This is a genomic window from Achromobacter sp. Root565 (assembly GCF_001427425.1).
Classification (GTDB): domain Bacteria; phylum Pseudomonadota; class Gammaproteobacteria; order Burkholderiales; family Burkholderiaceae_B; genus Achromobacter; species Achromobacter spanius_D.
In genome coordinates this window covers 2,683,034-2,703,476 of the sequence record NZ_LMGO01000001.1, presented here as the reverse complement: position 1 = coordinate 2,703,476, position 20,443 = coordinate 2,683,034, and the positions used below count along the sequence as shown (strand labels likewise).

The 20,443-nt window shown below is 65.6% G+C and carries 19 protein-coding genes; 11 read left to right on the top strand and 8 right to left on the bottom strand.

The window, feature by feature from the left end:
• Positions 1 to 55: 55 nt before the first annotated feature.
• From hutU to ASD71_RS12090, 3 genes are all read right to left on the bottom strand, one after another.
• Positions 56 to 1,735 (bottom strand): urocanate hydratase, encoded by a 1,680-nt coding sequence (gene hutU, locus ASD71_RS12100; RefSeq protein ID WP_156395134.1) that lies wholly within the window; start codon positions 1,733 to 1,735, stop codon positions 56 to 58.
• Positions 1,736 to 1,989: 254 nt separating this feature from the next.
• Positions 1,990 to 2,733 (bottom strand): histidine utilization repressor, encoded by a 744-nt coding sequence (gene hutC / locus ASD71_RS12095; protein WP_255357176.1) that lies wholly within the window; start codon positions 2,731 to 2,733, stop codon positions 1,990 to 1,992.
• 88 nt (positions 2,734 to 2,821) lie between these two features.
• Complete coding sequence (locus ASD71_RS12090; protein ID WP_056563826.1) at positions 2,822 to 3,787, bottom strand: XdhC family protein; 966 nt, start codon at positions 3,785 to 3,787, stop codon at positions 2,822 to 2,824.
• Between the two features lie 369 nt (positions 3,788 to 4,156).
• On the opposite strand from ASD71_RS12090, the gene ASD71_RS12085 reads away from it, so the two are divergent.
• From ASD71_RS12085 to ASD71_RS12050, 8 genes are all read left to right on the top strand, one after another.
• Entirely contained in the window at positions 4,157 to 6,532 is a 2,376-nt protein-coding gene (locus ASD71_RS12085) for a molybdopterin-dependent oxidoreductase (RefSeq protein WP_056563824.1), read from the top strand.
• A 2-nt stretch (positions 6,533 to 6,534) separates the two neighbouring features.
• A complete protein-coding gene (locus ASD71_RS12080) occupies positions 6,535 to 7,083 on the top strand; it encodes a 4Fe-4S dicluster domain-containing protein (protein ID WP_156395133.1) in 549 nt (182 codons plus the stop codon).
• A 2-nt stretch (positions 7,084 to 7,085) separates the two neighbouring features.
• Positions 7,086 to 7,910: a DmsC/YnfH family molybdoenzyme membrane anchor subunit gene (locus ASD71_RS12075; protein WP_056563821.1), complete on the top strand. Its 825-nt coding sequence runs from the start codon at positions 7,086 to 7,088 to the stop codon at positions 7,908 to 7,910.
• Between the two features lie 24 nt (positions 7,911 to 7,934).
• On the top strand, positions 7,935 to 8,201 hold the full coding sequence (locus ASD71_RS12070; RefSeq protein WP_056563819.1) for a hypothetical protein: 267 nt from the start codon (positions 7,935 to 7,937) through the stop codon (positions 8,199 to 8,201).
• A 110-nt stretch (positions 8,202 to 8,311) separates the two neighbouring features.
• Positions 8,312 to 9,199 carry a hypothetical protein gene (locus tag ASD71_RS12065; RefSeq protein WP_056563816.1) on the top strand — a complete coding sequence of 296 codons (888 nt, stop codon included), beginning with the start codon at positions 8,312 to 8,314 and terminating at the stop codon, positions 9,197 to 9,199.
• Between the two features lie 63 nt (positions 9,200 to 9,262).
• The gene (locus tag ASD71_RS12060) at positions 9,263 to 9,532 is read left to right on the top strand and encodes a hypothetical protein (protein WP_056563814.1); all 270 of its coding nucleotides are present in this window, start codon (positions 9,263 to 9,265) and stop codon (positions 9,530 to 9,532) included.
• A gap of 34 nt (positions 9,533 to 9,566) precedes the next feature.
• Positions 9,567 to 10,295, top strand: a complete 729-nt coding sequence (locus ASD71_RS12055) for a glutamine amidotransferase (RefSeq protein WP_056566808.1) — start codon at positions 9,567 to 9,569, stop codon at positions 10,293 to 10,295.
• Positions 10,296 to 10,554: 259 nt separating this feature from the next.
• Positions 10,555 to 11,661, top strand: a complete 1,107-nt coding sequence (locus ASD71_RS12050; protein WP_056563812.1) for a porin — start codon at positions 10,555 to 10,557, stop codon at positions 11,659 to 11,661.
• Between the two features lie 312 nt (positions 11,662 to 11,973).
• Here the strand turns inward: ASD71_RS12050 and ASD71_RS28210 are convergent, their stop codons facing one another.
• Entirely contained in the window at positions 11,974 to 12,312 is a 339-nt protein-coding gene (locus ASD71_RS28210; protein WP_200949382.1) for a hypothetical protein, read from the bottom strand.
• Between the two features lie 17 nt (positions 12,313 to 12,329).
• Here ASD71_RS28210 and ASD71_RS28135 point away from each other — a divergent pair, with 17 nt between their 5' ends.
• Entirely contained in the window at positions 12,330 to 12,929 is a 600-nt protein-coding gene (locus ASD71_RS28135) for a hypothetical protein (protein WP_162253537.1), read from the top strand.
• A gap of 82 nt (positions 12,930 to 13,011) precedes the next feature.
• Here ASD71_RS28135 and ASD71_RS12035 read toward each other — a convergent pair whose 3' ends face one another.
• The 4 genes from ASD71_RS12035 to ASD71_RS12020 all read right to left on the bottom strand — a co-directional run bounded on the left by ASD71_RS12035 (position 13,012) and on the right by ASD71_RS12020 (position 17,845).
• Positions 13,012 to 13,560, bottom strand: coding sequence for a DUF3455 domain-containing protein (locus ASD71_RS12035; RefSeq protein ID WP_056563805.1), 549 nt, complete (start codon positions 13,558 to 13,560; stop codon positions 13,012 to 13,014).
• 125 nt (positions 13,561 to 13,685) lie between these two features.
• Entirely contained in the window at positions 13,686 to 15,089 is a 1,404-nt protein-coding gene (locus ASD71_RS12030; RefSeq protein WP_082578873.1) for a trypsin-like peptidase domain-containing protein, read from the bottom strand.
• Between the two features lie 161 nt (positions 15,090 to 15,250).
• Positions 15,251 to 16,846, bottom strand: a complete 1,596-nt coding sequence (gene ggt, locus ASD71_RS12025; protein WP_056563802.1) for a gamma-glutamyltransferase — start codon at positions 16,844 to 16,846, stop codon at positions 15,251 to 15,253.
• A gap of 24 nt (positions 16,847 to 16,870) precedes the next feature.
• Entirely contained in the window at positions 16,871 to 17,845 is a 975-nt protein-coding gene (locus ASD71_RS12020; RefSeq protein WP_056563799.1) for a tripartite tricarboxylate transporter substrate binding protein, read from the bottom strand.
• Between the two features lie 214 nt (positions 17,846 to 18,059).
• On the opposite strand from ASD71_RS12020, the gene ASD71_RS12015 reads away from it, so the two are divergent.
• Together ASD71_RS12015 and ASD71_RS12010 are read left to right on the top strand one after the other, a co-directional pair.
• Complete coding sequence (locus ASD71_RS12015) at positions 18,060 to 18,716, top strand: GntR family transcriptional regulator (protein WP_056563797.1); 657 nt, start codon at positions 18,060 to 18,062, stop codon at positions 18,714 to 18,716.
• A gap of 434 nt (positions 18,717 to 19,150) precedes the next feature.
• Positions 19,151 to 20,422, top strand: coding sequence for an MFS transporter (locus tag ASD71_RS12010; protein ID WP_056563794.1), 1,272 nt, complete (start codon positions 19,151 to 19,153; stop codon positions 20,420 to 20,422).
• The last annotated feature ends 21 nt before the right edge of the window (positions 20,423 to 20,443 follow it).

Sequence of the window (20,443 nt, the reverse complement as noted above, 5' to 3'; positions counted from 1 at the left end):
TGTTAAGCGATCTGTTGCGCCGGCCGGTCCGTCGGGAGGCAGCGCCGCGCGGGTGTCAGCGCTTGCCGGTCACCATGGGCAGGTTCAAACCCTGTTCGTGTGCGCAGTCGATGGCGATCTGGTAGCCGGCGTCCGCGTGCCGCATCACGCCCGTGGCCGGGTCGTTGGTCAGCACGCGGGCGATGCGCTCGGCGGCGGCGTCGGTGCCGTCGCACACGATGACCATGCCGGAATGCTGCGAAAAACCCATGCCCACGCCGCCGCCGTGATGCAGCGACACCCACGTCGCACCGCTGGCGGTGTTCAGCAGGGCATTGAGCAACGGCCAATCGGACACGGCGTCCGAGCCGTCGCGCATGGATTCGGTTTCGCGGTTGGGGCTGGCGACCGAGCCGGAATCGAGGTGATCGCGGCCGATGACGATGGGCGCCGACAGTTCGCCTGACCGCACCATTTCGTTGAAAGCCAGGCCCAGTTTGGCGCGCTCGCCCAGGCCGACCCAGCAGATGCGCGCGGGCAGGCCCTGGAAGCTGATGCGCTCGCGGGCCATGCTGAGCCAGTGATGCAAGTGCGCATCGTCGGGAATCAGTTCCTTGACCTTGGCGTCGGTCTTGTAGATGTCCTGCGGATCGCCGGACAGCGCCGCCCAACGGAAGGGACCCACGCCCCGGCAGAAGAGCGGACGGATGTAGGCCGGCACGAAGCCGGGAAAGTCGAACGCGTCGGCAACGCCTTCTTCCTTGGCCATCTGGCGGATGTTGTTGCCGTAATCGAAGGTTGGGATGCCCTGGCGCTGGAACGCCAGCATGGCCTGAACGTGCACGGCCATGGATTGCTTGGCGGCCTTGATGACCGCCGCCGGTTCGCGCTGTGCGCGGTCGCGGTATTCCGGCCAGGACCAGCCGGCGGGCAGGTAGCCGTTCAAGGGGTCGTGCGCGCTGGTCTGATCGGTGACCATGTCGGGCTTGACGCCGCGGCGCACGAGTTCGGGCAGGATCTCGGCGGCGTTGCCGCACAGCGCGATGGACACGGCGCGTCCGGCCTGCGTGTGTTTGGCGATGCGGGCCAGTGCGTCGTCCAAGTTGGCCGCCTGTTCATCCACGTAGCGGGTGCGCAGACGGAAGTCGATGCGGCTCTGCTGGCATTCGATGTTCAGAGAGCACGCGCCCGCCAGCGTGGCTGCCAACGGCTGCGCGCCGCCCATGCCGCCCAGGCCGGCCGTCAGCACCCAGCGTCCGGCAAGGTTGCCGCCGTAATGCTGGCGGCCGGCTTCCACAAAGGTTTCGTACGTGCCTTGCACGATGCCCTGGCTGCCGATGTAGATCCAGCTGCCGGCGGTCATCTGGCCGTACATGGCCAGGCCCTTGGCGTCGAGTTCGTTGAAGTGTTCCCACGTGGCCCAGTGCGGGACAAGGTTGGAGTTGGCGATCAGGACACGCGGCGCGTTGGCGTGCGTCTTGAACACACCCACCGGCTTGCCAGATTGCACGAGCAGGGTTTCGTCGTCGTTCAGGGCCTTGAGCGATTCAACGATCTTGTCGTAGCAGTCCCAATCGCGGGCCGCGCGGCCGATGCCGCCGTAGACGACGAGTTCGTTCGGGTTCTCGGCCACATCGGGGTCGAGGTTGTTCATCAGCATGCGCAAGGGCGCTTCGGTCAGCCAGCTCTTGGTGTTCAGTTGGTTGCCGCGCGGGGCACGGACGACGGCGTCGCGGAATCGGGGGGAAGGGTTCAAATCAGTCTCCTGGATCGGGTCGAGGCGCGCGGTGATCCAGCGCCAAGGTCGACAAATCTTAGAATGACTATGGTTGTATATACAATAGTAGATGACTGATTTTTGACTGAGGGATTACCCCAATGAAAAATGCCGAAACCTGTGAGGTTTCGGCATGGGAAGCAGCGTGCGGGAGGGCGCCGTGATGGCGCGTTGCAGTTCAGCCGGGAAAGACCCGTGCAGTCACTCGCAAACGTGGCGGAAAGCGGCGGAGGTCACGTCGTGAACTTGCCTTCCAGCCGGTGGCGCGAACCCGGGTGGATCAGACGGGCCAGCGTCACCGCGCGGTCGCCGGACCAGGTGCGGCGGCGGATGAGCAGGCAGGGTTCTTCGCGGTCGATCTGCAGCAACTGGCACTCGCGCGGCTTGGCCAGAATCGCCTCGACCACGTGCTCGCCGGCGCTCAGCGGCGCCACGCGTGTCAGGTATTCGTACGGCGTGCTTTGCGTGAAGTCCTGCTGCAAGTAGTCGGGTGCAAAGCGGACATTGACGTAACGGTCTTCAAGCTGGATCGGCACGTCGTCTTCGTAGTGGACGATGAGCGAATGAAAGACCGGCTGCCCGGCGCGGATGTCCAATGCTTGCGCTTGCTCGGCGCCAGCAGGTTCTTCGACCAGACGAACGACGCGGCTGTGGTGGCGGTGATTGCGCGCCGCTATTTCGTCGGCAATGTTGTTCACGGCGAACAGGGCCGAGCGCGCCTTGGGCTGCGCGACGAACGTGCCGACCCCCTGCATCCGCACCAGCAGGCCTTCGGCGGTCAGTTCGCGCAGCGCGCGGTTGATCGTCATGCGGCTGAATCCCAGTTCATCGACCAGCTCGGCCTCGGACGGGACGCGGTAATGCGCGGGCCAGGCGCCGCTGCGAATCTGCTGCGCGATCATCTGTTTGACTTGCGCGTACAGCGGGGCGGGCAGGGCATTGGCCTGGACGGGCAATCGGGGAGGAGAAGCGGCCACGTGGGATCCTGGATGTGCGACGCGTCGGCGCGTGGAGATGTGGGCTCTAGTATAGACAGGTACACATCGCTTGCGAACGGCCGCGCCGCTATCCCCCCATCACGCCATTCTTCACTGCCAGAATGTGCGCCATCACGCTGACCGCGATCTCTGCCGGCGTCTTGCTGCCGATGTGCAGGCCGACCGGCGAATGCAGCCGCTGCATCGATGCTTCCGTTTCGTCCAGATGCTCGATGAACCGCTGCCGGCGGCTGGCGGCATTGCGGCGCGAGCCGATGGCGCCGACGTAGAAGGCTGCGCTGTGCAGCGCTTCCAGCAGGGCCATGTCATCAAGCTTCGGATCATGACTGAGCGCCACGATACAGGTGCGGGAATCGGGATTCAGCGCGCGCACCGCATCGTCGGGCATCTCGGTGGTGAACGCCACGCCGTCGACGGACCAGGTGCCCAGGTGCTCGATGCGCGGATCGCACACGGTGACCGCAAAGTCATTGAACAGCGCCATGGTCGCAAGGTATTCGGCCAACGATCCGGCGCCGATCAGCAGCAGGCGATACTGGGGCCCAAGCGTGCTGGACAGGGTGACGCCATCGAAATGCAGGGCCTCGGGCACCGAAGCGCCGCTCAGCGTGACCGCGCCGCTGGCGCATTCGACAGTCCGTTGCACGAGCTGTCCCGCTTCCAGTCGGTGGACCAGGGCATCCAGCGTCACCGCGTCCGGCGCAAACTCGAGCAGCAATTCCAGCGTGCCACCGCAGGGCAGTCCGAACCGGTACGCCTCGTCGGCCGTGACACCGTAGCGGACGAGCTCGGGCGCCGACTGCGGTATGGCCCCGTCGCCGTAGGCGCGGGTGTAGCGGTGGATCAGGTCGTCCTCGATGCAGCCGCCGGACACCGAGCCGATGCAGCGGCCGTCCTCGCGCAGCACCATCATTGAACCCACGGGCCGCGGCGACGACCCCCACGTTTTGACGACGGTGGCCAGCATCAGCCGATGCCCGGCCACCTGCCAGTCGCGCGCGGCGCGAAGTACGCGCACGTCAACGCTTTCCATCGGCGTGCTCCTTGCGAATGTTTGGGGCATGCCTGTCGCGCGTGGTCCGGCCGCGGGTTCGCCGTTGCGTCATCGGAGGTCCTGGTATGAAGGCATGACAAGCTTGCCTCGGTCCGGGGGGCCGGATCAAGGCCCTTCACGTCCGAAATCTTGCCCAAACATTACCGGATGCGTTGATCCCCTTGATAAAGCCGTCGCCTCGGGGCTGTAGATGTCCATCGTTCCAGTTTGAAAACGCTTTGGCGTTGCTTGACCTGAGTCAATCCACAAGAAGCACTAGACCGTGCGATGTAGTCAATGAGGTCTACCATGAATAAAACCATATTAGCAGTGTGGTTTTGCCTTCTGGACTGATCGTTGGAGTCAAGCATGTTTGATATCGGCAAGGTCAAATTCAAGCGTCGGACCGTCGTCAAGGGCCTGGGCGGCGCAGGTCTGGTCGCGGCATCGCCCGCTGTGCTGCATATGCCGGAAGGAAAGGCCGACCCTGCCTCTCCGACGCCGCAGACCAAGGGCGTGTGGGTGCCGCCTGGCAAGCCTCGGTACAAGTACTCCGAACTGGAGTCGTTTCATTCGACCTGTGCGATGGAGTGCCTGCACTGCAACCTGACGGCTTATACGTACAAGGGAGAACTGGTCAAAGTCGAGGCGCAGAACACACAAGGGCTTGGGCACATCAATGGCTGTCTGCGCGGCATCAGCCGCACCAAATGGGTCCAGCACAAGGATCGCGTCACCACGCCGCTGCTGCGCGTCGGCGAAAAGGGCGAGGGCAAGTTCAAGCCCATCTCCTGGGACGAGGCCTTCGACCTGATCGAAAAGAACATCCGCGCCACGATCAAGCAGCACGGCAACGCGGGCATGCTGCTGTCGACTCACGCAGGCAACATGGACAACATCAAGAACGCCATGGGCCACGCGTTCTTCGACTATCTGGGCGGGGCGACCAAGCAGCTCGGCAGCCTGTGCTGTGTCGCCGTGACGGCAGCCATGATGCCGATGCTGGGCCTGCGTTATGCCGACACGCGCGACACGATCGCGGACAGCCGGTATCTCCTATGCTGGGGCAACAACCCCGCGGTCACGATGCAGGCGTACTGGACCCATTACAACGAGGCCCGCAAGAACGGCGCCCGCCTGGTGGTGATCGACCCGCGCTACAGCGAAACCGCCGCCAAGGCCGACGAATGGATTCCCATCATCCCCGGCACGGACACCGCATTGGCGTTGGGGATGATGAAGATCATCATCGAGGAAGGGCGGATCGACGACGCCTTTCTCCGGGCCCGCACCGGCGCGGTCTATCTGGTGGATGCCAAGCAGCAACTGATGCGTCAAAGCGCAACCGACCCGGACAGCTACCTGGTCTACGACCTGGCCAGCGGCAAACTGGCCCGCCATGACGCCCCGGGCGTGCGGCCGGCGCTGTTCCGGTCGGAACTGCCCGACGGCGCGGATTACGCCACGGTCTTCGATCATGTGTATGCCGAGGCCAAGCCCTGGACCCTGGACGAGGTCAGCCGGGAAACGGATGTGCCCGTGCAGACCATCCTGCGTCTGGCGCGCGATTATTCCACCACGATGCCTGCCATGATCATCCAGAACATGAGCGGCGCCCAGCGGACCGAACACGGCACGTATGTGGCGGCCAGCCAGTTCTATCTGGCGCTGCTCACGGGCAACATCGGCAAGCCGGGCGCGGGCGTCTGCGATGCCGGCGGCGCCAAGCAATTGGCGCGGTTCAATCCGCCCATTCCGCCGTCGCCCAATCTGAAGAAGATTCCGCCGATTCCCATTCCGAAGGTGGGCGAATGGGTGCTAAACGACAAGCCCGGTCCGATCGGCTTCTGGTGGATCATGACCATGGGCATGCTGACGCAGATGCCCAACACGAACGTGGTCAAGGCGGCCATGAAGAAGGTGCCGTTTGTCGTGGTGGCCGACAACCTCATGACCTCGTCCACGCTGTACGCGGACCTGGTCCTACCCGTCACGACGATCTTCGAGGATGTATCGCTGATGGCCGCGGACCGCAGCCATCAGGTGCAACTGATGGAGAAGGCGGTCGAGCCGCCCGGCGAGGCCAAGCCCGATTACTGGATCTTCGCGCGTCTGGCCGAACGCTTCGGCTTTGGCGAGGTGTTCAACCAGCCGATCGAGCATTACATCGACACGGTGCTGGCGGGCACGGGCATCACGCGCGAGATGCTCAAGAAGGGGCCGATCAAGCCCCATGAGGGCGACGTCATTCCCTGGAAGGACGGCAAGTTCAGGACGTCGACGACCAAAGCGAACTTCTTCGTCGAGGATTGGCAGAAGAAGGGCTATTCCCCGGTGCTTGCCTATTACCCCGTCAAGGAATCGCCGAAGGGGGCGCCCGACCTGGCGCAGAAGTATCCGCTGATGGCCGTGCAACGCAAGCTGGCTCGCAGCATCCACTCCAGCCACGGCGCCAACGAATGGATTCTGGAAGTCCAGCGCAACAAGCCGCAGGTCATGATCCATCGCGACGATGCGATCGAACGCAACATCCGCCATGGTGAATGGGTGACGGTCTACAACGACCGGGGCGAGTGGCGGGCGATCGCGGATGTCAGCACGCGAATCAAGAAGGGCGTTGTCTCCATCGAGAACGGCTGGTGGGAACAACAGGGCGGCAGCAGCAGCCACGTCACGAATGACGCTTACGAGCCGTTGAGTGCTGGTCACTGCTGCAACAGCACCTTGGTGAATGTGAGGGCGTAATCATGGCCAAGCAATATGGTTTCTATATCAACATGGAAGACTGCAACGGCTGTCGCACATGCATGATGGCGTGCAAGTCCGAAAACCGGACGCCGTCCGGCGTGTTGTGGCGCAAGGTACGGGAGTTCAACGAAGACCTTCCGAACGCGCAGTCCTTCATCACGATGTCGTGCAATCACTGCGCCGACCCCCAGTGCATGCGGGTGTGCCCCGCAGGCACCTACTCCAAGCGCGACGACGGCATCGTCATCCAGAACCATGACGACTGCATCGGATGCCAGATGTGCATCATGGCCTGTCCTTACCACGCGCCGGTGTTCGATCCCGTCGAGGGAAAGACCAGCAAGTGCAATATGTGCGCGGACCGCATCGATCAGGGCCTGATGCCGCGCTGCGTGGAATCCTGTCCTGCGGCGGCGCTGCAATTTGGCGACATCGAGGAACTGCGCAAGCGGCACGCCACCGGCTGGGTCGAATTGGAAGCGCTGTACGGCATGCCCGACCCCACCATCAGCGGGCCCAGCATCGTCGTTGTCAGCAGGGAGAAGTGATCATGTCCAACCACTATGAGTTCCCCTTGGTGTTCTTCACGACATTTTCCCAATGGGGCATTGGCGGCATTCTGGCGCTGACCTGCCATCAGGCCTTTGCCGGCGCGGAGAACGTGTTGCAGGGCAAGTCGCTGCGGATCGCGGCGGTGCTGGTGTGGATCGCCCTGTGCTTCGGCACCTTGGCGTCCGTGGCCCATATCGGGTCGCCATTCTGGTTCTATCGCGGGTTCAACAACCCCGGTAGTTCCTGGCTGACGCGAGAGGCCCTGTTGTTCATGGTGACGAACGGCGTGGCGTTTTTCTGGCTGCTGTCGTGCTGGGTGACTCCCACGGCCTCGCGGCGCAATCTGCTGCTGGGCTGGCTCGCTGCCGCATGTGGCCTCGTCACGCTGGCCGCGATGACGATGATCTACTACCAGCTCAAGATCCATCCGCTGTGGCGCACCCCCGCAACCTGGCTGGGCTTCTACGGCACGACCTTGCTGATGGGCTTTGCAACGGTCCTGCTGATCCTGGGCGCCCTCAAGAAGACGCCCGCGGGCATCCTGAAATGGGGCTTGGGACTCGGTTGGCTGCTCGTCAGCGCCGCGCTGATCATCCGGTTCCAGATTCCCGGTGCGGACGCCACCAGCTATCTGTTGTGGTGGCAGATCCTGGCCACGCTGGCCGGCGCCGGCATCCTTCTCGCGCTGCATGTCGGACGGCGATTGGGCAGCAACTGGGGTGTCGCGGCTTCCGTGGGTTACATGGCCGTGCTGTTCAGCGGCGAGTTCGCCGGGCGCATGCTGTATTACGGCAACGTGATGTCGCGCGCGCCGTGGTTCTGATGGCCATTGTTGCGAGAAACTGTCATGGGAAACTGCAGCAACGTGTTCCGGCTGGCTGGCGCGGCACTCTTCACCTTCATGCTGGCGTCGTGCAATGCCGACGACGGCGGCCCTCCCGCCAAGGCCGCGTTGCCCAATGTGGAATCGCCGGCCGGCCGCGCGCCGAACCGGTCGCTTGCCGCGGATGCGGCGGGCAGGTCACCGACAGCCTCACCTGCCATGCGCCGGCCGGCATCCCAACTGGAGCTGGACTTCGAGACATTCGCCGCCAGTTCGCTTTGCCACAATTGAACCGATGGACGCGCTGATGGCCCATTTGCTTTTCCGTGCGCGGGCCTTGCATCGATACAGAGAGGGTCACCGTGCTTGCGTCACGTAGGGCCTTCCTGACCGGCCGCCCGATGCCCCATGCAGACGTGCAGGCGCTTCTGAGGCTGACGCAGTCGATGCCCGGCGCTCGTTTCGACCCGGGCGATGGCGCGGTGGCGCCGGTGGCTTGGGTCAGCCCCGCCGATGCCAACCAGGTGCGAATGCTGTTCCAGTGGTGTGCCCAATTCAAGCTGCAACTGGTCCCCGCCGGGGTTAGCGGGGGTCTGGACGATGCGCTCGAACACGACTCTCCGCGGGACCTGATCTCCCGGGTGGATCCGGCCACGCCGACGATATGCGTGGACGTGCGCCGTCATCTGGCAGATTTAACGTCCAGCGAAAACGGCCGGCTGTGGCGGGCCGGACCCGGCTGCACGATAGGCGGTCTGCCCGCGGCGATTGCCGATGAGCTGCTTTCCCATCCGCACGCGCATCCCGGTCAGACCCTGGCGGCCTGGTTTGCGCGCAGCGGCCGCAGCCGGCATCTGCAGTCGGTGGATGTCATGCTGTCGGACGGATCGCGGGAACGGTTCGGGCAAATGGGGGCGGGGGGCGTGCCATGTGTGCACAGCCCCATGGCAAAGCGCTTGATCCCCGTGCTGTTCCAGATGTTGTGCGAGCCGCTGATGCAGTCCTGGTGCGCGTCCGACGTCTGGCCGGCGCGCTATCGGCTGGATGCGCTGCGCGTCGATCATCGGCGGGCGCCGGATATGGCCCGTTTGCTGGCGGGCAGCCGGGGAACGCTGGCCTGGGTGGAGCAGTTCACCTTCGACGCCACCCCTCCCGGGCAGGCCGCCGCGGCGGAAATGCAGTCCGGCGGTGATTCCCGGGCTGTCGCGCTCGAGCAGCGCATCAAGGCATTGTTTGATCCTTCTAGCATCTTTCCCCACCTGCCCGCGCGCATTTCTGCTACGACTTAACACGTCTTTCCCCGCCCGGCTTTGCTATAAAAGTGGCTATAGCGTTTCTGTAGGGCCGGAAAAATGTCGATCCTCTCGATCAGCCGCTGCGGCGCGGCGTTGTTCTTTGTCGCGCTGGTGGCGGGATGCTCGTCCAGCAAGCCGACGCCAGCGGAGAAGGCCAGCATGTCGGAAGCCACGCCGGCCCGGGCCAGTAATGAGTGCAAGGCCAACCGCAAGAAATGCCTGCACGAAGGCTCCTACGATGTCGGCGAGCGGGATTACGCCGAAGACGAAGCCAAGCGCCTGAACCTTGCCGAGTCCCAGCGCCTGCGGCGCCTGTTCGGAAAGTAAACTCCGACATCCCCCCTCCGCAGAATCGTTGTCCATGACCCGAAAACCGCTCGCCATCATTCAGATGGGCCGCCCGCCCGAAGACCTGCGGCAGGCGCAGGGCGAACAATCCGACTGGATGCTGGCCGCGCTGGACGCCCCGGACCTGCCGGTGCGGGTCGTAAAGCCCCACGACGATGAAGCCTTGCCCGCGTGGGACGACGTGTCCGGTGCGGTGCTGACGGGATCGTGGTCCATGGTGACGGACCGCGAACCCTGGAGCGAGCGCACGGCCGAATGGCTGCGCGGCGCGCATGACGCGCGGCTGCCGCTCTTGGGCATCTGCTACGGCCATCAACTGATGGCGCACGCGCTCGGCGGCGTCGTCGACTTTCATCCGCAGGGCCGCGAGATTGGCCAGCATGCCATCGACTTCTGCACGGACGTGGGCGACGATGCGCTGCTTGGCGCGCTGCCGCGGCGCTTTCTGGCCAATCTGACGCACGAGCAAAGCGTGCTGACGCCGCCGCCGGGCGCCGAAGTCCTGGCGCGTTCGCGGCATGATCCGCACCAGGTCCTGCGATATGGCCCGAAAGCGTGGTCGGTGCAATTTCATCCCGAGTTCTCGCCGGCGCTGATGTCGGCGTGCCTGTCGCGCCGCGCGCCAGTGTTCGAGGCAGAGGGGCTCGACGTGACCGCGATGGTGGCCGGCCTTGTTCCCACGCACGATGCGCGCCAACTGCTGCGCACCTTTGCGCGCAGCGTTACGTCCGCAAGCCGCTAAGCGCGCAACCCGCATCCTGTCTTCATAACACACGCGCATGACACGCCTTCTGGCGTGGCAAACACGCGCGCCGCTGTCGGCCTCGCGCCACAGAAAAGCGATTATTTCCATTTCTTTCCGCGAAATCGCTTGTGTCCCCAGAACTGACATATTGCGTCCCTAGAATCCGTTCCTGCCATGCGCCGTGTGCATCACTGTGCCGCCTGCAATGCGGGTCTGGCTACATGCGCATGTCTGTTCACATCAATGGGAATCTGTAATGAAAAAGACTCTGTTCGCCACCGCCATCTTCGCCGCGCTGTCCGGCATGGCGCAGGCGGAAACCTCGGTGACGCTGTACGGCTTGATCGATACGGGCGTGGGCTATCAGCGGATCAAGGGCGATGGCTTCCATGAATCCAAGGTCGGCATGAGCAACGGCGTTTCGAGCGGCTCGCGCTGGGGCCTGCGCGGTTCCGAAGACCTGGGCGACGGCCTCTCCGCCGTGTTCACGCTGGAAAGCGGCTTCAACTCGGCCAACGGCCAATCGGGCCAGAGCGGCCGCCTGTTCGGCCGTCAAGCTACCATCGGCCTGAAGAGCTCGTCGTGGGGCCTGCTGGAATTCGGCCGCCAGACCAACATCGCCTCCAAGTACCTGGGCTCGATCGATCCGTTCGGCGCCAGCTATGGCCAGGCCAACATCGGCAACGCGTTCAGCGCGGCCAACACCGTCCGCTACGACAACATGGTCCAGTACTCGACCCCGTCGTTCGGCGGCTTCCAGGCTGGCATCGGCTACTCGTTCAACATCGCCGACACGACCGCTGCCCAGACCGGCTTCCGCACCGCTGACAACACCCGCGCCATCACCGCCGGCGTGCGTTACGTGAACGGTCCGCTGAACGTCGCCCTGACGTACGACCAGCTGAACCCCGCCAACCAGCTCGGCAACGACGCCACGCCCAAGGCGTGGAGCATCGCCGGTTCGTACGACTTTGAAGTCGTGAAGCTGGCAGCCGCCTTCGGCCAGACGCGTGACGGCTGGTTCACCGGCCAAAGCATCAACGCCTTCGGCAGCACTGAAACCATCGCCGATGGCTTCCGCTCGAACGTTGGCGTCGAAGACTTCAAGGCCAATTCGTACATGGTCGGCGTGACCGTTCCGCTGGGCGCCAGCTCCATCCTGGCTTCGTGGCAACGTGCCGATCCGGACAGCGATCTGCTGACCGGTGGCGATTCGGCCATGAACGTGTACAGCATCGGCTACACGTACAACCTGTCCAAGCGTACGAACCTGTACGCGCTGGGCTCCTACGCCACGGACTTCGCGTTCATCGACGGCGTGAAGAGCACGGTGGGTATGGTCGGTGTCCGTCACCGCTTCTAAGCGGCAGACGTGATGAGCGGCGCGCGCCCGGCGCGCGCCGCTTGCGCCCTGCACCGCGGTTGCACTGAGCGGATTGGGCGTCTTACCCGGCCACAGACGCGAAAAAAGCGGCCACCTCCCTAGCTCCACTCCCAGTCCGCTCACCCGAACTCCGATCACGGCAATCTGAAAGCCCGCGCATGCTTCGCGCGGGCTTTGCCATTTGCGGATGCCGGATTGCGTAGCATTTTGGATCACCCTGACGGACCGTCATCGCGTTAGGGCAGAGGAGTGTCGTTGTAGTATTGAACGCTCAGCCTAATCATCGGATAGCTATGCACACGCACAACGCACGGCTCGCGGAAACGACATTGGCGTTGGCGCTGGCCATGGGCGTAGGCGCATCGGCGCAGGCCCAGAATGTTCAGTCGGCGGATGCGGCGGCAGCAGCGGCACCGGCGCCTGCTGCGGCGGCGCCTGCAGCGCCAGCGACCCCCGCAGCGCCAGCGCCAGCAGCGTCGGCGCCTGCGCCTGCGCCCGCAGCATCAGCGCCAGCAGCACCAGCGCCCGCAGCACCAGCGCCGGCGTCGCCAGCGCCTGCGACGCCGGCACCCGCGGCGCCAACTCCTGCATCGCCGGCACCGGCAGCACCGGCTCCAACAGCGCCGGCACCAACAGCGCCGGCAGCGGTGCCTCCGCCCTCCGGATCGCCGGCCGCGGGTTCGCCGGCCGCGGGTTCACCCGCCGCCGGATCGCCGGCCGCCCAACAGGACCCTAACGGTGCGGCGGTCGATGCCGCCTCCGCTCCCCCGCCGCAGCCGCAGACGCTGCAGGTGCTTGACGGCAAGCTCAAGGTCCTCATCCCCGCTGGCTTCACCGAAACCGAATTTCCGGCGGACCCGGCAACGCCCGAGGTCTCCGGCAAGATCTATCTGAACCGCGCCACCATGCAGGCCATCATCGTGATCGATGTGCCGGTCGAATTGGCCGTCGGCGACGACGACGCGTTCACGTTGGGCGCGATGGCGGCGGGCTTCCAGTCGCAGCAGAAGGAAGCGGTGCCAACGTTCAAGAAGACGGGCGACGGCGCGTTCAAGGTCGGCAACATCGGCGTTTTTCAGCTGGACGCGACCAGCAAGCTATCGGGCCGTCCGGCCGAGCTGACGGCGCTGTTTGCCGCTTCAGGCAAGAAGGTGGTGACGTTTTCCGCCTACACACTCACGCAAGAAAAAGCCCGGCATCCCGGGCTGGTCAATGCGTTGAAGCAGGGCATGTCGGTGGCGCCGTGACACCCTGTGTTTGCCCGATGACGGTGCACGGACGGCGGGCGCAAGTGCCTGCGCCGCCGTGCGTCCGCTCACCGATCCGACGTCAGTTCGGTTTCCAGAACACGTAATCGGCCTGGTATTTGACCTGCTCGCGTTGGCCCTTGTTGGCCGCCGAGCAGGGCGCCTGCGGCACGCCGCCGCCCGCGCGCACGAAGCGCTGGATGTAGGTCACGCCGGTCAACAAACCTACGCCCGACGACGGATTGGCCAGGACGAGCTGGTCGTACAGACGGTCAGGCCCGGCATTGGCGCGCACGGTTTCCATGCCGGTCAAGGTCGACCCGTCGGCCGCCCGCCAGGTTTCCGGCGGACTCTTGTAGGTGCCGGTCTGGCCGGACTGGCCCGCGCCCAGCGTGGCGGCTGCGCCCGCGATGACCCACGCGTAGCGCGCGCCGTCGGTTTGCGTCAACCGGCATTCGTACGTGATGGCGCCTTCTGCCGGCGCCTGCCAGATGATGCGGTTGTCGGCGGGCACCTGCATGATCTGCGGCGCCTTGTCCTGTGCGGCTGCGCCGGTCGCGATCACCGCGAGGCCTGCCGTCAGCAGCAGGCGGGTCAGCTTCAGGCGCGTTTGAGTCGGAATGCAGTTCATCCATGCTCCTTGTGGCGGGCCGGGCGCGCCCGCGATGGCATTGGTATGTCGTGATGGCTTGCCCGAGGACCGGCGCTGAGCGCCGGGTCGGGCCATTCTGCCACGATTCCCGGGCAGCGCATCGCTCAATTCACCTGCAGTATGTAGGCGGTTCGGCCGCGCAATAGTGTCAGCACCAGTGGCTGCGCGCCTGCGCCGGCCAGCAGGTTGCGCAGGTCGGCAAGCGTGCTGACCGGCCGCTGGTTCACGCCGATGACGATATCCCCGCGCTGCAGCCGCGCTGCCACAGGACCGCGATCGGGAAAAGTGGCGCTGACCGTGGCGCCGTCGTTGCCCTGCACGCGTTGCGCGCGTCCCACCTCGGAAAACTCCACGCCCATCATCCGGGCGTCCAGCGATCCGGCATGCAGCCGCTCGTTCTGTTCGGGCTCGATGCGAAGCAGGACCTCGGTCTTTGCACCGGCGCGGGATAAACCCAGACGCACTTGGCGGCCCACCGGCAACAGGCCTTCAGCGTTGCGCAGTTGGGCACTGGAGCCGATCGTCTTGCCGTCCATGGACAGGATCTGGTCGCGGGCCTGGACGCCCGCCTTTTGCGCGGGCGAGCCATCGGCGACCCGCGCCACGACGACCCCGGTCGATCCCGGCGCCAGTCCAAGCTGGCGGGAATTGCGCGGCGTGATGTCCAGCGTGTCCAAGCCTAGTCCGCCGCGCTGCACCTGCCCGTGCTGCAGCAGTTGCTGCATGACTTCGCCCGCCAGATTCGACGGGATGGCAAAGCCGATGCCCACGTTGCCGCCCGAGGGCGTATAGATCATGGTGTTGATGCCGACCAGGTCGCCGTTCAGGTTGACCAGCGCGCCGCCCGAGTTGCCGGGATTGATGGACGCGTCGGTCTGAATGAAGTTCTGGTAGCCCGCGGCGCGCAGGCTGGACCGGTCCAGCGCCGACACGATGCCGGACGACGCGGACTGTCCGAGGCCGTAGGGATCGCCGATCGCCACCACGAAATCGCCCACGCGCAGGTCGCTGGAGTCGGACAGCGTCAGCGCTTGCAGGTTCTGCGCGGCGATGCGCAACACGGCCAGGTCGGTATCCGGGTCGCTACCCACCACGGTGGCGTTGTACGTGCGCCCGTCCTGAAGCGACACGCGGATGGCGGACGCGCCGCGCACCACGTGATGGTTAGTCAGGATGTTGCCTTGGCTGGCGTCCACGATGACGCCCGAGCCCACGTTCTGCCGCAGGCTGCCGGGCGCTGCGGAGCGGCCACCGCTCGATGCCGCAGCGTCGCTGGAGGCTGAAATGTTGACGACAGCCGGCGTGACGCGTTCGAGCATCGGCGCCAGCGAGGGCAGAGGTTGGCCGCCGACGGCCACAGGCAGCGCGGCGCGGCCGGGCAGGGGCGCCGACGCCAATACAAGCAGGCTGACGGCGGCCAGCGTGGCGGGAAGGCATTGCAGGATCAGGAGCGCGCGCCGCGTGGCGTGCGCGCGTTTAAGGCGGGGCGGTGAATCCGGGTGGGGCATTTCGGTCCTTCATACAGCGACGCGGGAGTATCGGACGGCGCTGCTGCAGGGATGTGACGGCGCGCGAGGGCGGCTGGCTGCCAGCGCGCGGGCGCGCGCCGGCAGGTCACGGATTGTCGCCGAACTTCCACCAGGAAAAGCCCGGCGTGCCCCGCAATGCGTCAGAAGCCGACCGCTTGCCCGTCGCGGCGCGAGTCCGACGCCGCCACGTAGCCGCCTTGCGGCAGGCGGCAGATGAGCTGTGCCGAGCCGAACTCCAGGCTGTCCACCGGGGCCACCGCGACGTTGTGGCCGCGCGCGCGCAGCGAATCGACCACGTCGGCCGGCAGATGCGATTCCACGTTCACGACCGGGCCCTTCTCGACGCGGAAGCGCGGCGCGTCGCTCATGGCCTGCGGGTTCTGGCCAAAGGCCGCCAGGCGCGTGACCATCTGCAGATGGCCTTGCGCCTGCATCGAGCCACCCATCACGCCAAACGACATGACCGGCTGGCCGCCGCGCGTCACGAACGCGGGGATGATGGTGTGCATCGGCTTCTTGCGAGGCGCGACCTGGTTGACGTGGCCGGGCGTCAGCACGAAGTTCAGGCCGCGGTTGTGCAGGCTGATGCCGGTGCCCGGCACGACCACGCCCGAGCCGAAGCCGTGATAGTTGGACTGGATGAACGACACCATCGTGCCGCTGGCGTCCGCCGCGGTCAGGTAGACGGTGCCGCCGGTGGCAGGCGTGCCTGCGGTGGGTACGCTGGCGCGGTCCATCGAGATCAGGCGGGCGCGCTCGGCGAGATAGGCGCGGTCAAGCAGGGCGCGCGCGTCGGTGCGCATGTGGCGCGGATCGGCGACGTGATGGTGCAGGTCGGCAAACGCCAGCTTCATGGCTTCGATGCTGACGTGATAATAGTCGGCGCTGTCCCGGCCCATGCTTTCCAGGTCGAATTGTTCCAGCATGCCCAGCGCCATCAGCGCCGAAATGCCCTGGCCGCTGGGCGGGATCTCGTGCAGCTCGTAGTCGCGGAACGACTGCGAAATAGGCTTGACCCATTCGGCCTGATGTTCGGCCAGGTCTACGGCGCTGAGCGCGCCGCCCGTCTTGCTGGCGTAGTCCGCGATTTTGCGGGCCAGTTCGCCTCGGTAGAAGCTCTCGCCGCCGGTTTCGGCGATGTCGCGCAGGGTCTTGGCCTGGTCCGGAAAGCGCCACCATTCGCCCGCCTGCGGCGCGCGGCCCTGCGGCAGGAAGGCCTCGGCAAAGCCGGGCTCGGCCGCGAGCTTGGGCGCCTGGTTGGCCCATTGGCGCGCAATGGTGGGCGACACCGCAAAGCCTTCCTCGGCGTACGCGATGGCGGGTTCGAAGAGCTTGGCGAAAGGCAGCTTGCCGAAGCGGTCGGACAGCGCCTTCCAGCCGGCAATCTGGCCCGGCACGGTGACCGTGCCCCAGCCGGTGCCCGGCATGGCGTCGCGTCCCTTGAAGTAGTCGGGCGTCCACGCGGCCGGCGCACAGCCGCTGGAGTTCAGACCGTGGAGCTGGCCGTCATGCCAGACCAGGGCAAACATATCGCCGCCGATCCCGTTCATCACGGGTTCGACGACGGTCAGGGCGATCGCGGTGGCAATGGCGCTGTCAACGGCATTGCCACCGGCCAGCAGCATGCGTAGTCCCGCCTGCGCAGCCAGCGGCTGGCTGGTCGCGACCGCGTTGGCGGCCAGGACCGGCATTTTTCGGGAAGCGTACGGAAAAGACCAATCGAAGGGGGAGGACATGGATGCTGGAACTCGTTAGAAAAATTACTGCGGGGTGATACCGGCCTGGTCGATCAGCTGCTTGGTGCGCGGAATCTCGGCCTTGATGAAGGCGGCGAATTCCTCGCGGCTGCCGCCACGCGGCTCGGCGCCGGCTTCGGCGAGCTTACCGCGCAATGCGGGATCGGCGAGCACTTTGTTGACGGCCTGGTTCAGCTTGTCGAGGATCGGCGCAGGCGTGCCCTGCGGCGCGACAAGGCCGTACCACGGCGCGATGTCGTAGCCCGAGAAACCTTGCTCGGCGATCGTGGGGATGTCCGGCGCCAGCGCCGAGCGCTGCGAATTGGACATGCCCAGCGCCAGCAGCGAGCCGCTCTTGGCTTGGGGCAGGCCGGTCATGATGGTGTCGAAGTACATCGACACCTGACCGCTCAGCAGGGCGGGGATCGCTTCGCCGGCGCCCTTGTAGGGCACGTGCAGAATGTCGATGCCAGCGACGGACTTGAGCATCTCGCCCGCCATGTGCGAGGTCGTGCCCGTGCCGAACGAGGCGTACGTCAGCTTGCCGGGATTGGCGCGCGCGTAGGCCACCATTTCGGGCAGCGTCTTGAACGGCTGCGACGGATTGGCCAGCAGGATGTTGGGCGTGTAGGCCACCATCGACACCAGCTCGAAGGCATCGGGGTCGTAAGCCAGGCGCTTTTGCAGGAAGCGGTTGGTGACGACGGCCGCCGGGCCGCCCATCAGCAACGTGTAGCCGTCCGCCGCCGACCGCGCGACCGACGCGCTGCCGATCGCGGCGGCAGCGCCCGGGCGGGCCTCGATGACGAAAGGCTGGCCCAGTTCGGCGGACAGTGCCGCGCCAAGCTGGCGCGAGATCAGGTCCGTGGCCGAGCCGGCCTGGAAGGGCACGACGATGCGCACGGGATGCTGCGGCCAGTCCGTGGCTTGCGCGGCCGCTTGCGCCCCGAAGGCCATCGCGGCGGCGCCTGCCAGCGCCCGGATGAGACGAAATTTCATGGATTCCCCTTGATCGCGTTATGGAAAGCGTGTGGGCCGGGCGGATCTCTTGCCCGTTCCGGCCGCGCAGGCGCGGTCTGCCGCGTCCTGGCCTGAATTAAACGCAAGGAGCGAACCCCCGGCCATTAGTGTTTGCATCCATGGATCATTGGATCCAATTTGTGTTATTTTCGCCCTTATCTATCATGGCGGCTTTTCCAGCCCGGGGACGTCAGTGCTGCAATTCCAGAAGACAGCCATCAGCGCCGAAGACGAGGCGTACCTGCATCTACAACGCGAAATCCGCCTGGGTCGCTATGCACCCGGCCAGCGCCTCGTGCCTGACGTGGTGGCCGCCGAAATCGGCACCAGCCGCATGCCGGTGCGCGGCGCGCTGCGTCGCCTGGCCTCGGAAGGCCTGGTCGAAATCCGCGCCAACCGCGGCGCCGTGGTGCGCGGCCTGAATCAGCAGGAGATGCTCGAGGTCTTCGAAATGCGCTCGGTCCTCGAAGGCTTGGCCACACGCAATGCCGTGGCCAACATGGGACCCGAACACATCCGCCGCCTGACCAACATGCTTGAGCAGCTGGACCAGGGCGCAAACGAAGACCTCGACTGGACCGCCGCCCACCGCGAATTCCACGAATACCTGTGCAGCTTCTGTAAACAACCGCGCCTGCTGAACCAGATCTCGGAACTGCACTCGGTCGTCGAACCCTACATGCGCCTATGGGCCGCCCAACCCGGCCGCGTGCTGCGCGTCCGCGAATCGCACCAGGAACTCATCGACGCGCTACAAACCCGCGACGCGGCCCGGTGCGAAGCCGCCATGCGCCAGCACGTGCTGAACACCGTGCCCGCATTGCAGGCCTTTTTGGAGCAGGCGGGCTGATCCACGAGCCGCCGCGATAACCCGCCGCCGTGCCCTGGGCGTCAGACACCCACCAAAGGCCACCGGCGCCAGGCGTCTGACACCGCCCAATAGCAATCAACCATCAAGCGCGTCACACCTTCTTCAACGCCGCCTATTACAACGGGGAAGACGTCCGACTGCGGTTCGTGCGCAACGTGCTGCGTTAGGGCAGAGCGGGGCGGAGCAGGCCTGGCCGCTCACCGGACAGCATTTGCGGATCTCCGTCGCATTCACATATAGCCGGGAGTAATATGACGCGTCCGGCGGAGTCAGTCCGCCGGCGCGAGCAAGCCGATTCACGCCTGGTCCTTCCCACCCCCTGTCGACAGCGGAGCGTCCCTCCGTGCCTGCCCTCGGTGTCTGCAAGTCCTGGCGCGCAAGCGGCCATAAAAAAGACATCGAGGAGAAGAGGATTGGACAAGCAAGAGTCGGGCGGCTGGTATTTCGGCTGGAACATCGTCGGCGCCGCCACGGTACTCACCCTGTTTACGGTCGGCTTGCGCATGGGCATCGGACCGTTCTTCCTGCCCATGGCCGAGGGGCTGGGTTTTTCGCGCAGCCTGCTCTCCAGCATCGTCGCCATCGGCATGCTGTGCTATGGCCTGGGCATGCCGCTCGCCGGCTATCTGGTCAGCGTGCGCGGCACGCGCTTCGTGCTGCTGACCGGCACGGCCATCGTTGTACTGGCCTCGATCTGGACCGTCTTCGCGCGCGGCCCACTCGAATTCCTGCTGGCCTTCGGCGTCGCGCTGTCCATCGGTCTGGCCTTCACCAGCCCGGTCGCGCTGACGCCCGTGATCAGCCGCTGGTTCACGCGCCAGCGCGGCATGGCGCTCTTCTTCCTGTCCACGGGGTCGATGGCCGGCATTGCGCTGATGACCCCGACGCTCACCTACGCCATCTCGGCCGTGGGTTGGCAGGAAACGCTGCTGGGCTTTGCGGTGCTGTTTGCGCTGCTGACCGTGCCGGTTGCGCTCTTTGTGATGCGCGACGAGGCGCCCGAGCACACCGACCTGCTGCCCCACCAGATCATCGAAGAGACCGGCGCGGCCAGGCCGGCAGCCAAGGCGGCCGCGCCAAGGCTGGGTGATGCCCTGCGAACGTTGCCGTTCTGGCAGGTTGCGTTGGGCCTGTTCGCCTGTGGTTTCAGCATGAACCTGCTGGGCACGCACGGCATGCCCATGCTGATGGACCACGGCTTTGACGCCACCACCAGCTCGCTGGGCATCGGCCTGATCGGCCTGGTCGCCATCTTCAGCACCCTGGTGCTCGGCCGCATGTCCGATCAGGTCGAACGCCGCAACATCCTTGCCGCGATTTATCTGGTGCGGGGCCTGGGTTTCTTCGCGCTGGTCATGGTGGGCGCGCATTGGGAACTGTACTTGGCCGCCACCATCGGCGGCATCGTCTGGGCCGGCAGCATCGCGCTGTCCTCGGCCATCCTGGCCGACGTGTATGGCATACGCCTGGTCGGCATGCTCTACGGCCTGACGTACTTGGGCCACCAGATCGGCGGCATGATCAGCTCATGGCTGGGCGGCTGGGCGTTCGAGACATTTGGCACGCACTGGGTGGCGTTCGGGGCGGCCGGCACGCTGCTGTTCCTGGCCGCGTTCATCTCGATGCGCCTGCCGCCGCGCGGGGTCATGCGCGCGCCAAGCGCGGTGCCTGCCGCCGGACGCTGAATCGCCCGCGTGGCGGCGGTA